The 12,723-nt window shown below is 65.2% G+C and carries 11 protein-coding genes; 5 read left to right on the top strand and 6 right to left on the bottom strand.

All coding sequences use genetic code 11. The annotated features are described in order from the left end of the window. Positions 1-27: 27 nt before the first annotated feature. Together J2R78_RS33070 and J2R78_RS33065 are read right to left on the bottom strand one after the other, a co-directional pair. Complete coding sequence (locus tag J2R78_RS33070) at positions 28-1,362, bottom strand: replication-associated recombination protein A (RefSeq protein ID WP_141343263.1); 1,335 nt, start codon at positions 1,360-1,362, stop codon at positions 28-30. After that, entirely contained in the window at positions 1,359-2,717 is a 1,359-nt protein-coding gene (locus J2R78_RS33065; protein WP_092090135.1) for a DegQ family serine endoprotease, read from the bottom strand. Before J2R78_RS33065 ends, J2R78_RS33070 begins: the two co-directional genes overlap by 4 nt. 345 nt (positions 2,718-3,062) lie before the next feature. Here J2R78_RS33065 and J2R78_RS33060 point away from each other — a divergent pair, with 345 nt between their 5' ends. Beyond that, positions 3,063-4,661 carry an OprO/OprP family phosphate-selective porin gene (locus tag J2R78_RS33060; RefSeq protein ID WP_057015490.1) on the top strand — a complete coding sequence of 533 codons (1,599 nt, stop codon included), beginning with the start codon at positions 3,063-3,065 and terminating at the stop codon, positions 4,659-4,661. Positions 4,662-5,012: 351 nt separating this feature from the next. Here J2R78_RS33060 and J2R78_RS33055 read toward each other — a convergent pair whose 3' ends face one another. After that, positions 5,013-5,393: a helix-turn-helix domain-containing protein gene (locus J2R78_RS33055; RefSeq protein ID WP_166205903.1), complete on the bottom strand. Its 381-nt coding sequence runs from the start codon at positions 5,391-5,393 to the stop codon at positions 5,013-5,015. Between the two features lie 118 nt (positions 5,394-5,511). Between J2R78_RS33055 and J2R78_RS33050 the strand changes: the two genes are divergently transcribed. The 3 genes from J2R78_RS33050 (at position 5,512) to J2R78_RS33040 (ending at position 8,938) form a co-directional block, all read left to right on the top strand. Next, entirely contained in the window at positions 5,512-6,525 is a 1,014-nt protein-coding gene (locus tag J2R78_RS33050; RefSeq protein WP_253608221.1) for a zinc-binding alcohol dehydrogenase family protein, read from the top strand. Between the two features lie 188 nt (positions 6,526-6,713). Beyond that, complete coding sequence (locus J2R78_RS33045; protein ID WP_253608220.1) at positions 6,714-7,793, top strand: ecdysteroid 22-kinase family protein; 1,080 nt, start codon at positions 6,714-6,716, stop codon at positions 7,791-7,793. Between the two features lie 17 nt (positions 7,794-7,810). Beyond that, positions 7,811-8,938 carry a hypothetical protein gene (locus tag J2R78_RS33040; RefSeq protein WP_253608219.1) on the top strand — a complete coding sequence of 376 codons (1,128 nt, stop codon included), beginning with the start codon at positions 7,811-7,813 and terminating at the stop codon, positions 8,936-8,938. On the opposite strand, the gene J2R78_RS33035 is transcribed toward J2R78_RS33040, so the two are convergent. The 3 genes from J2R78_RS33035 to J2R78_RS33025 all read right to left on the bottom strand — a co-directional run bounded on the left by J2R78_RS33035 (position 8,939) and on the right by J2R78_RS33025 (position 11,446). Continuing rightward, positions 8,939-9,235, bottom strand: coding sequence for a DUF1330 domain-containing protein (locus J2R78_RS33035; RefSeq protein WP_225646166.1), 297 nt, complete (start codon positions 9,233-9,235; stop codon positions 8,939-8,941). Between the two features lie 6 nt (positions 9,236-9,241). After that, positions 9,242-10,036 (bottom strand): SDR family NAD(P)-dependent oxidoreductase, encoded by a 795-nt coding sequence (locus tag J2R78_RS33030; protein WP_076831371.1) that lies wholly within the window; start codon positions 10,034-10,036, stop codon positions 9,242-9,244. 372 nt (positions 10,037-10,408) lie between these two features. Further along, complete coding sequence (locus J2R78_RS33025; protein WP_253605065.1) at positions 10,409-11,446, bottom strand: IS110 family transposase; 1,038 nt, start codon at positions 11,444-11,446, stop codon at positions 10,409-10,411. 197 nt (positions 11,447-11,643) lie between these two features. On the opposite strand from J2R78_RS33025, the gene J2R78_RS33020 reads away from it, so the two are divergent. Then, positions 11,644-12,678 (top strand): IS30 family transposase, encoded by a 1,035-nt coding sequence (locus J2R78_RS33020; protein ID WP_253608218.1) that lies wholly within the window; start codon positions 11,644-11,646, stop codon positions 12,676-12,678. Positions 12,679-12,723: the final 45 nt, after the last annotated feature.

The following is a 12,723-nucleotide window of genomic DNA, read 5'->3' as shown; positions in this document are numbered from 1 at the left end:
GCGGCCACGGCCCAATCTCGTCTTGCCCTAGCTCCCGCCCCGTTCCTTGCGCAGCCGCTGCCAGTAATCCAGCCGCTTGCGGATCTCGCGTTCGAAGCCGCGGTCGGGCGGATCGTAGAAGGTCTGGCGGCCCAGCGCTTCCGGGAAATAGTCCTGGCCGGAGAATGCGTCCGGCATGTCGTGATCATATTGATAGCCGGAGCCGTAGCCCTCCGACTTCATCAGCTTGGTCGGCGAATTCAAAATGTGCTTCGGCGGCAGCAGCGAGCCGCCCTGCTTTGCGGTCTGCATCGCAGCACCAAACGCGGTGTAGACCGCGTTCGATTTCGGCGCGGTGGCGAGATAGACCACGGCCTGCGCGATCGCGAGTTCACCCTCCGGCGAGCCGAGGAAATCGTAAGCATCCTTGGCGGCGTTGCACACCGCCAGTGCCTGCGGATCGGCAAGGCCGATATCTTCGACCGCCATGCGCACCACGCGCCGCGCCAGGAACAGCGGATCCTCGCCGGCATCGAACATGCGCGCGAGATAATACAGCGCCGCATCCGGATCGGAGCCGCGCACTGACTTGTGCAGCGCCGAGATCAGATTGTAATGGCCGTCGGCCGATTTGTCGTAGATCGGCGCCCGGCGTTGCAGGATGGCCTGCAACTGCTCGGCGTTGAACACCTCGCCCTTGCGGGCGGCGCGCCAGACCTCTTCGGCCAATGTCAGCGAGGCGCGGCCATCGCCATCGGCCATCCGCACCAGCACGGCGCGGGCTTCGGCATCGAGCGGCAGCGGCTTGCCCTCGATCTTCTCGGCATTGGCGAACAGTTTCTCGATCGCCGCCGTATCGAGCGAGTGAAACACCAGCACGCGGGCGCGCGACAGAAGCGCCGCGTTGAGCTCGAAGGACGGGTTCTCCGTGGTGGCGCCGACCAGCACCACCGTGCCGTCCTCCATCACGGGCAGGAAGGAATCCTGCTGCGCGCGATTGAAACGATGCACCTCGTCGACGAACAGCAGCGTGCCCTTGCCGGTCTCGCGGCGGGCACGCGCGGCATCGAACGCCTTCTTGAGATCGGCGACGCCGGAGAACACCGCGGAGATCTGCTCGAAATGCAGCTCGGTGGCGTCGGCCAGAAGCCGCGCCACCGTGGTCTTGCCGGTGCCGGGCGGTCCCCAGAACACCAGCGAGCCCAGCGTGCGCGTCTCCAGCATCCGCGTCAGCGCGCCGTCAGGGCCGAGGATGTGATCCTGGCCGACGACATCGGCCAGCGTGCGCGGACGCAGCCGGTCCGGCAGCGGGTGCGGCGCGTCCTGCTCCATCCCCGCCGCAGCAAAGAGGTTGCCGGCCTCTCGCGGTTGCTTGGGGCTCATCCGCCGAGCGTCACGTTGATCTGCTGGCCGCCGCGCACCAGCGTGATGCGCCAGACCCGCGTCCCCGTCTTCGATGCCTTCTCGAGGTCGCTGGTCCGCACGATCTTCTCGTTGTTGACCGCGAGGATGATGTCGCCCTTCTGGAAGCCGACATTGGCCGCGGTGCCGTCACCGGCGAGATCAGTCACCACCACGCCCTCGGCACCGGCGTCGAGATGCAGTTCGTCGGCCAGCGCCGGCGAGATGTTGGCGACCCTCGCGCCCTGGAACGGCGAGCGCGCGGTCAGCACGATCTCGTCGCGGTTGGTGTCGGGCGCGGTCTCCAGCGGTATGGTGAGCTTCACCGGCTTGCCGGCGCGCTGCACCTCGATCTCCGCGTTGCCGCCGAGCGGACGGGTCGCGAAGCGGTAGTCGAACGCGTTGGGATCGTCGATCGGCGTGCCGTCGATCCCGACGATCAGGTCGGAGAGCTTCAGGCCCGCCTTCGCCGCCGGGCTGTTCGGCGCGACGTTGGCGACCAGCGCGCCAGACGGCAGCTTCAGCCCGAGCGTCTCGGCAATCTCCGGCGTCACCGCCTGCAGCCGCGCGCCGAGCCATGGCCGCTTCACATTCTTGCCGCCGCTCTTGGCGGAGGCCACCACGACGCGCACCATGTTGGCGGGGATCGCAAAGCCGATGCCCTGCGAGCCGCCGGAGCGCGAGAAGATCGCAGTGTTGATGCCGGCGAGCCGGCCCGTCATGTCGACCAGCGCGCCGCCGGAATTGCCGGGATTGATCGCGGCGTCGGTCTGAATGAAGAATTGATAATCCGTGATCCCGACTTGAGTGCGCGCCAGGGCCGAGATGATGCCGTGCGTCACGGTCTGGCCGACGCCGAACGGATTGCCGATCGCGAGCACGACGTCACCGACCTGCAGTTGGTCGGAATTGGCGAAGTCGAGGGTCGCGAACTTCTCCTTGTTGGTGTCCTTCAGGCGCAGCACCGCGAGGTCGGTACGGCTGTCCTTCAGCACGATCTCGGCCTCGTATTCGCGCTTGTCGGCGAGCGAGACCTTCACCTGATCGGCGCCCTCGATCACGTGATTGTTTGTGACTACGAGGCCGGAGCCGTCGACCATCACGCCGGAGCCGAGCGAGCGCTGCATCTGCTCGGGCTGCTGTCCCGGCACGCCGAAGAAGCGGCGAAAAATCGGGTCATCCAGAAATGGATTGCGGTTTTGCACGGTCTTGGCGGCGTAAACATTGACCACCGCCGGCTGCACCCGCTGCACGATCGGCGCATAGGACAATTGCAGCTCGGCCTGCGAGGACGGCACGCGGCGGTCCTGGGCCGCGGCTGCGGAAAGATTCCCCATGAAGGCCAACGTGCACAGAGCGGATACGGCAGCAAAGCGGACAGGTCGGAGCATTCTCACCTCTCGTGGAAACGCCGGAATATAGGCGTGTTCGCCGGGCAATTGAAGGGCGCCCGGCCGGATAACTGGCCCCCCGCCGTACCGGTGCACAACCCGCAGCGGCCGCGTTGAAGCGCGCCGCCAAGCTTCTATGATGGCTGTCATCTCACTGCGCCGCTCCGCTTGTTGCCTGCGGACCACAAGCGGAACTGCGATGCCCGGAAGCACTGTCGTGCGTCAGTCACGATACGCTCCTAGGACCGTTCAGTGAGTGAGTGGGGAATTCAAACACAACAGGGGTGCACAATGGGTGCAACAAAAGTCAGTGCAATCGCCATAGGCCTGGCAGGGGCGCTTGCCGCCTCGCCGGCCTATTCGCAATCGGCCGGAGGCGGCAGCGATGCGGAGATCGCGCTGCTGAAGCAGCAGCTGAAGATGCTCGAGCAGAAGCTCGACAAACTGCAGAAGCAGACCAACGCCAATACCGCAAGCGCAGCCAGCGCAAACGCCAATGCGAAGGCGGCGGATGCCAAGGCCGCGCGGGTGGCGACCGCCAACGCCGCGATCCCGGTGAAGGGCCCGGTCGCGCCGTCCGGCGTCGTGGTGACGATGCCGAACAACCGGCCGACGATCTGCACCGCGGACGAACAGAACTGCGTTGCGATCACGAGTCGCGTGCACTGGGATGTCGGCGGCTATGACTATCGTCCGAACACCGCAGGCACCTCGCCGCAAAAGCTCGACAGCGGCGAGAACGTCCGCCGCGCACGCATCGGCATCGTCGGCAAATTCTTCGGCGACTGGAATTACTCGCTGATCTACGATTTCGGCGGCTCGTCCGACGGCTTCGGCGGCGCGGCTCCGGGATCACTGCCCGGCGGCGGCACCTCGGGCATCGAGAATGCGTATCTGAGCTACACCGGCTTCAAGCCGTTCGGCGGCAAGATGGCGATCGAAGGCGGCATCATGGACGTGCCGTGGACGCTCGACGAAGCGACCAGCTCCAACGACATCCTGTTCATGGAGCGCGCCTCGGTCGGCATCATCGCCCAGAACATCGCCGCCGGTGACTTCCGTTCGGCCGCCGGCACCCGCTGGTGGAACGACCAGTTCTGGATCGGCGGCTATGTCACCGGACCGACGTCGGGCGCCATCCACTCCGCGTCCTCCGCCTCGCCGGCCGGCACGTCCGAGCAGTATGGCGGCGTCATCCGCGTCGCCGGCAATCCGATCAGCGGCAAGAACTATTCGGTGCACATCGGCGCCGATGCGGAATGGCTGGTGCAGCCGCCGCGCAACCAGCTCACGCAGGCGCAGACGCTCACGCTCAGCGACCGGCCCGAGCTGCGCATCGATCCGACAACACTGATCTCGACCGGTGCGATCGCCAACGTCTCCGGCGCGCAGGTGTACGGCGTCGAGGCGGCAGCGACCTATGGCCCGTTCATCGCGCAGGGCGAATATTACTGGTTCAATGTCGATCGCTCCGCGAACACCGGACTGCCGCCGTTCGGCGCGCCGAGCCTGAAGTTCGACGGCGGTTACGCGCAGGTCGGCTACGTGCTGACCGGCGAGAATCACGCCTACAATCCGGCGACGGCCTCCTATAGCGGGATCAAGCCGCACGATCCATTCTCGCTCGCCGGCGGCGGCTGGGGCGCCTGGGAAATCGCCGGCCGCGTCAGCACGATGGACCTCAACGATCAGATCGCGCAGGCGGTCGGCATCGCGGGCGGACGGCAGACCGTCTACACCGCCGCGCTGAACTGGTACGTCAACAACAACGTCCGCTTCATGCTGAACTACCTGCACGGCGATATCGCCAAGCAGGCCTCGGCGACCTCGGCTGCGGACGTCGGCTCGAAGTTCGACGCGGTCGCGCTGCGTACGCAGGTTGCGTTCTGAGCTGATCGGAGCTGAGACCAACTCATAGACGGCCGGGGCATCGCTCCGGCCGTTTTCATCGAGCGTTTGGTTCACGCGTTTCTAGCTGAATGAGATCGGTCGAATATTGACAGGACGGCGCCGCGCTCCCTCTCCCCGTTCTTACGGGGAGAGGGTTGGGGTGAGGGGCCCTCTCCGCGTATTCGGCAGCAGCTGCGCTTGCTGAGGCTCCCCCTCACCCGGAACGCATCTGACGATGCGTCATAGCCGAAGCACCGCTTCGGCGTTCTTGAGAACGGCCGCCGTAGGCGGCCTATGCCTCTCCCCGCACGCGGGGCGAGGTGAAGCGGAGCGCGTCGCGCGAACATGCTTTCAGGCCGCGCGCTTCGACTTCTTCACAACAACCTCCGGCGCCGGCGCGCAGGACAGCCGCTCCTGATGGCCCTCGCCCCAGGCTTTCAGAATATCGATCACCGGGCGCAGGCTCTCGCCGAGTTCGGAAAGCGTGTACTCGACCCGTGGCGGCACCTCGGCATAGACCTTGCGGATCACGAGGCCGTCGTCCTCGAGCGCGCGCAGCTGCTTGGTCAGCATGCGCTGGGTGATGCCGGGCATCCGCCGCCGCAACTCGCCGAAGCGCTGGGTGCCGGCCTGCAAGTGGTACAGGATCACGCCCTTCCACTTGCCGTCGATCAGGTCGAGCGCCGCCTCGACCGCGCAGCCCGGCCGGCGCGCGAAATTCTTCCGTTTCATCCAGTATTTTCCCAATAGTATACAAACAGGGACTAGTTCCCTGTTTTTACAGTACTTGCCAAATGGAAGCCAGCGCGACAGTTAATCGGCAGGCAATCGCCCACCACGGAGACCAGGCATGAAGGCCGTCGGATACCAAAAATCGCTGCCGATCGAGGCGGCGGATTCGCTCGTCGATTTCGAGATCGCCAAGCCCGAGCCGAAGGGGCGCGACATCCGCGTCGCGGTAAAGGCCATCTCGGCCAATCCGGTCGACTACAAGGTGCGCAAGCGCGCGGCGCCGACCGACGGCGGATACAAGATCCTCGGCTTCGATGCGGCCGGCGTGGTCGACGCGGTCGGGCCCGACGTCTCGCTCTTCAAGCCCGGCGACGAGGTGTTTTACGCGGGCTCGATCCTGCGCCAGGGCACCAATTCGGAATTTCATCTGGTCGATGAACGCATCGTCGGCAACAAGCCGGCGTCGCTGTCATTCGCGCAGGCCGCCGCCCTGCCCCTGACCTCGATCACCGCGTGGGAGCTGCTGTTCGACCGGCTCGGCGCGGTGCCGGGCAAGAGCCTCGATCCGCGCACGCTTCTGATCATCGGCGGCGCCGGCGGTGTCGGCTCGATCCTGATCCAGCTTGCGCGCCGCCTGACCGGACTGACCGTGGTTGCGACAGCAACGCGGCCGGAGTCGCAAAAGTGGTGCCGCGATCTCGGCGCCCATGCGGTGATCGACCACTCGCAGCCGATGAAGGAGCAGATCGAGAGCTTGAGGCTGCCGCCGGTCGGCCTCGTCGCCAGCCTCACCTTCACCGACCAGCACTACAAGTCGATCGCCGACTTCATCGCGCCGCAGGGCAAGTTCGGCCTGATCGACGATCCGCCGGAATTCAACGTCGCCGCGTTCAAGGGCAAGGCGGTCTCGGTGCACTGGGAATCGATGTTCACGCGCTCCTCGTTCCAGACACCCGACATGATCGCGCAGCATCATCTGCTCAACGATGTCGCCGACCTGATCGACAAGGGCGTGCTGCGCACCACGCTCGACCAGACCTTCGGTACCATCAACGCCGCCAACCTCAAGCGCGCCCACGCTCTGCTGGAAAGCGGCAAGTCACGCGGCAAGATCGTGCTCGAGGGCTGGTAAGGCTCCTAACGTCCGCTTCCTCATGCCCAGGCAACATCCCGGGCATGATATCCCCACAGGCCGGCGGGTGGCTTTTGCCAAAGCCGCCAGCGCCTGTATGATTTGCGCAACGATCACCCCGTCCTCAATCCGGCCGCGCAGGACGCGGCCGGAGCGGTGGTGACGCCCACGGGGATGGGAGGAAACCGATGAGTTTGCTCACGGCCGATCCGTCGCGGATCGATCCGGAGTGGATGACGCGGGCGCTGCGCGAAGCCGGTGTGATCGACCAGGTCAGGGTCGTCGATCTCGCCTGCAAGCCGGTCGGCAATGGCCTCGTCGGCGACAGCTATCGATTTCGTGTGACCTATGACGGTGACGAGCCGAACGCTCCTTTGAGCGTCGTCGGCAAATTCCCGGCCGCAGATCCCGACAGCCGCCGCTCCGGTTCCGCGCACACGCTTTACGTCCGCGAGGTCGCATTCTATCGCGAGCTGGCCGCCACCGTCGCCATTCACACCCCCCGGCCGATTCTTGCCGAGATTGATCCGGCGACCGACGACTTCACCCTGATCCTGGAGGACCTCGCGCCCGCACGTCCGGGCGATCAGCTCGCCGGATGCTCGATCGCCGACTGCCAGATCGCCATGACCGAGGCCGCGGCGTTGCATGCGCCGCGATGGAATGACCCGAGCCTCGATGCGGTGCAATGCTTCGTGATGGCCGCAAGCCGGCGCAGAGACCTTCGCTCGGTGCTGCCCGGCATCATCGGTCACTACAAGGAGCGATATCGCGGCGTGATCGAGCCTGAATTCCTTGATCTGATCGACCGGCTTCCGGACGCGCTATTGCGCTACCAGTCCGATCGATCGGCGCCGCGAACCCTCCAGCATGCGGATTTCCGGCTCGACAACATGCTGTTCGACGTCCGCGGCAATACCCATCCGATGGCGACGCTGGACTGGCAGACGCTGACAGTGGGCCCAGGAATCGTCGACGTCGCCTATTTCCTCTCGGCCGGCATCGACCCGATCGAACGGCGGCTTCATGAAGCCGACCTGGTGCGGTTCTATCATTCGGAACTGATCCGGCGCGGCGTGCGGGACTACGACTGGGATCGTTGCTGGCAGGATTACCGGCGCTACACGCTGCACGGCATCATGATGGGCGTGGTCTCCGCGCTCAGCGTCCAGCGCTCCGAGCGCGGCGACGCGCTGTTCCTGAAAATGACCCGCGGCGCCTGCGCGCAAGCCCTGGACCACGACAGCTTTTCATACTGGAAGGACTGACAGCGAAAGGGATCGGCGTGCTCAACAAACTGGACGATTTCCCCATCCACCAGACGCCGGAGCCGATCGCGGTTCCCTCGACCAGCGACCGCAATGTCTATGACCGGACCTGGTTCAACGGCTACACCGCCGACGGCGCGTATTATTTCGGGATCGGCATTGCGATCTACCCGCACCGCAAGATCCTCGATTGCGCCTTCAGCGTCGTGGAACGCGGCGGACGGCAGCACTGCTTTTACGGCTCGCGGCGCGCCCCGCTCGAGCGCACCGAGATGCAGGTCGGTCCGTTCAGGCTCGAAGTGCTCGAGCCGATGCTGCGGACCCGGGTCGTGCTCGACGACAATGCGACGGGCCTCGCCTGCGACCTGACCTTCTCCGCGCGCACCGCCGCGATCCAGGAAGCGCGCCAGACGCTTTGGTCGGGCGGCCGCCGCGCGATGGATTCGACCCGGTTCGACCAGTTCGGCCGCTGGAGCGGTGTCATCAGCCACCCCGACGGCGGGATCAAGGTCGACGATCGCACCTGCTACGGCACCAAGGATCGCTCCTGGGGCGTGCGCAATGTCGGCGAACGCGACGTCGGAGGCGCGCCGATGCCGCCGCCGAGCGTGTTCTTCCTCTGGGCGCCGCTGGTCTGGGACGACCACATTTCGCACGCGATCTTCTTCGACGGGACGCAGGGCGAGGCGCTGGTCCGCGAGGGCATCACCGCGCCGCTCTACCGATGCGAGGCCGAGATTCCCGGCGTGGTCGACGGCCTCGACCGCCGCATGGCGACCGCGCGGCATCGCGTCAAATACGTGCCGCACACCCGGCTGGCGCAGTCGGCTGAAATCGACCTCGTCGATATCGACGGCCACACCACGACCATCGCGCTCGACCCGATCCTCAAATTCCAGATGAAGGGCCTCGGCTACGGCCATCCGCAATGGGGCCAGGGCATGTGGAAGGGCGAGCTCGAGATCGGCGGCGAGTCGCTCGATCCATCGACGCTGGATCCGCTGGCCCGCGAGAATGTGCACGTCCAGCAGGTGGTCCGCGCCCGCCAGGGCAGCCGGACGGGGATCGGCGTTCTGGAGCAGATTTGCTTCGGTCCCTACCGTCCCGCAGGCTTCAGCGAGTTTCTCGACGGCGCGAAGGGATAGCTAGGTCGGCGGCACGCCCTCGACGAACAGCAGGCGTCGCTCCAGCGCGGTTGCGCGAAGCTTCAACGCTTCGGCATATTCCGGTGACGCATACCATTCGCGCAGGCGCGCCATGGTCGGAAATTCGACGATGACGATCGCGTTCGGTGGTGGACCGCCCTCCACCACCTCGACTGTGCCGCCGCGCACGACGTAGCGCCCGCCATATTTTGCGATGGTGTTCGCCGCCAGCGTGCGATAGGCCTCGAACGCCGCGGCGTCCCGCATCTCGACCTCGGAGATCACATAGGCCGGCATGCGGCCTCATGCGATGGTGTTGACGATGCCGCCTTCGGCGCGCAGCGCGGCGCCGTTGGTCGCGGATGCCTGCCTGGAGCAGACATAGACCACGAGATTGGCGATCTCCTCGGTGCTGGCAAAGCGCTGCAGCAGCGAGGTCGGCCGGTGCTGCTTGACGAAGTTGGAGGCCGCCTCCTCGACCGATTGGCCGTTCTGCTTGGCGAGATCCTTGACGAAGGTCTCGACGCCTTCGGACATGGTCGGTCCGGGCAGCACCGAGTTGACGGTCACGGCGGTGCCTTTGGTCAGCTCGGCGAGCCCGCGCGCGATCGCAAGCTGCGCGGTCTTGGTCATGCCGTAATGGATCATCTCGGTCGGAATGTTGAGGCCGGACTCCGAGGAGATGAAGACGATGCGGCCCCAGTTGCGCTTCAGCATGCCCTGCATGTAGCCGCGCGACAGCCGGACGCCCGACATCACATTGACCTCGTAGAAGCGGCTCCAGTCCTCGTCGGGAATGTCGAAGAACGGCTTCGGCTCGAAGATGCCGGCATTGTTGACGAGGATGTCGACGTCCGGCAGCGCCGCGAGCAGCGCCTTGCAGCCCGCCGCGGTCGAGACGTCGGCGGCAATGCCGCGGAGCTTTGCGTCCGGTACTGCCTTCGTGATCGCGGCAATCGCGGCATCGACCTTGGCCTGACCGCGGCCGTTGACGACGACCTCGGCGCCGGTCTCGGCCAGCCCCCTTGCGATGGCATTGCCAATGCCCGCGGTCGAGCCGGTCACCAGCGCAGTCTTTCCGGAAAGGTCGATTTTCATCTGTCATCTCCATTGATGTCGACGGACATATCGGGCGCGGCATGCAGCGCCGCAATTGCATCTCACCGATGCGTGAGGAAATAGAACACACCTCGTCGTCCTGGCGAAAGCCAGGACCCATATGTGGACGGCCCCCGTGGCACAAGAGCTGTTTGGTGAGATCGGATCGCTTGCATCCATATGTCCGGCCTGTTGGGTGCGATCGAATGGATCGCTGGCCAAGATGGTTTGCGCGATGCGAGTTCCAAACAACCACGCGGCCTGTTGGCGGCCGATGGGTCCTGCGGACTGTCTCGCATCGTTGCTCGATCGATCGCTCCATCTGCTCTTGCAGCTCCGGTCGGCCGGCGAGCGAGCCCGCCGGCTAATCGATTAGGCGGCGGCTGTCATGGGATTCATCCGTGCCGCCTCGTAACTCTCGCCCGTTGCCATCAGCTTCCAGGCGATACGGGCCACTTTGTTGGCGAGCGCCACGGCCGCAAGCTTCGGCGGCTTGCGCTTGATCAGGGCCAGCAGCCAGCGCGAGTGATGACCGCGTCCCCGCCTGGCCTGCTGGATCACCGCTGTGGCCCCGACCACCAGCAGACGGCGCAAGTTCTCATCGCCAGCCCGCGTGATCTTGCCAAGCCTGGTCTTGCCAGCGGTGGAGTGGTCCTTGGGTGTCAATCCCAGCCAGGCCGCAAAATGACGACCAGAACGGAACGTGCGCGGATCAGGTGTCTTCATCACCAGCGCGGTTGCAACGATCGGACCGACCGAGGGGATCTGAGCCAAGCGCCGGCCCGTGGCATCGGCGCGGTGCCAGGCCATCAGCTTGGCCTCAACCGCCTCCAACTCACCCTCGAGCCTGACGCGCTCCCGGCCCAGCACCACAAACAGCTCGCGCGCCAGAACCGGAAGCGTCTCGTCCTGCGCAATCCGCACCAGCAGGGGTTCGATCGCGTCCAGTCCCTTGGGGGCGATCAGGCCATACTCCGCCGCGTGGCCGCGTATCGTATTGGTCAGCTGGGTGCGCCGGACGATCAATCCGTCGCGGACACCCATCAGCATCAGCGCGGCCTGCTGCTCGGCCGTCTTCACCGGCACGAAGCGCATGCTCGGCCGGCTCATCGCTTCACACAGGCCTTCTGCATCCCGCCCGTCATTCTTGTTCCGCATCACGTAGGGTTTGACCAATTGCGGTGCCATCAGCTTCACCTCGTGACCGAGCTTGGAAAGCTGACGCGCCCAATGTTGCGAAGCCCCGCAGGCCTCCATCCCGATCACAGTCGGCGGCAATTTGGCGAAGAACTCCAGCACTTGTTTGCGCGACAGCTTCTTGCGCAGCACCACCTGCTCCGCCGCATCAACCCCATGCAGCACAAAAATATACTTCGACGTATCAATCCCAATGCGGATAATCTGGTTCACGGACGGCTCCCTTGTATGAGATCTAGACAACCTCATTCTGGCACACTGATGCCGTAGGGGGCCGTCCACACCATCAACCACCGCAGGTGATTATGAGAAGGATTTGAGCCCCAGCGTCGCGCAACAATTTAGATTTGGGGTAATGGGTCCCCTGAGTTCACAAACGAAGTGCAACACTTCCTTGAGGAGGTGTTGCCATGGGGCGGACTTACAAGCAGCTCTCTCTGGACGACCGATGCGAGATTGCCTGCCTATCGGCCAATGGCAGCTCGGTCCGGCAAATCGCGGCAGCTCTGGATCGCTCGCCATCAACGATCTCTCGGGAACTGAGGCGCAATCGGGGGAGCCAGGTCGGCTACAAGCCGAGCTATGCCCAGCACCAGATGCGAGCGCGGCGCTGGACGGGCGGACGCCTCGAACGGGAGCCCGGCCTGCGCCGCGCGGTGTTGCAACGCCTTCGCCGCGGCTGGTCGCCCGAGCAGGTCGCTGGCCGGCTGGCCCGCGAGCACGGGCGCAAGGTGATCTCCCACGAGACCATCTACCGCTTCATCTATGGCCAACTCAGGCGCACCACGGACTTCAACTGGCGGCGCTATCTGCCGCGCGCCAAGAGCAAGCGCGGCTGCCGCGGCAAGCGGGGCGGCAGCCCCGCAAGCTTCATCGAAGGCCGTGTACCCTTGGCAAATCGGCCGCTCGAAGCGGCCGACCGCAGCGTGCCCGGACACTGGGAGGCCGACCTGATGATGTTCTCGAAATACGGTCAGGCCGTGCTGACCGTGCACGAGCGCACCTCGCGGCTGCTGCTCGGCATCCGCCTTGCCAGCAAGGTCGCGCGCGGTGTCGCCCGCCATCTCGTGGGCTTCTTCGCGCCCCTTCCACAAGAGCTGCGCCAGAGCGTTACCTTCGACAACGGCACCGAGTTCGCCGGTCACCTGGCGCTGCACCGCCTCTCGATCGCGACCTTCTTCTGCGATCCCCATGCCCCCTGGCAGAAGGGTGGCATCGAGAACGCCATCGGCAGGATGCGCCGCTTTATTCCCCGCAAGACGGATCTTCTAACCCTCTCGACCGCCAGGTTCCGCCAGTTCATCGCCGCCTACAACAACACCCCGCGCAAATGCCTTGACTACCGCACGCCTGCCGCGTCCTTTGCTCAAGTGTTGCACTTCGAATGTGAATCCACCTCCTGGCTTTCGCCAGGACGACGGGGATGGAGCGTGGCCACCAAATAAAAACGGCGCCCGAAGGCGCCGCTTTCAAATCCTGGCGCGAAGCGG

Origin of the sequence: Bradyrhizobium sp. USDA 4538 (genome assembly GCF_024171045.1) — a bacterium.
GTDB lineage: Bacteria > Pseudomonadota > Alphaproteobacteria > Rhizobiales > Xanthobacteraceae > Bradyrhizobium > Bradyrhizobium australafricanum.
This window is presented reverse-complemented; position numbering and strand designations above follow the sequence as displayed.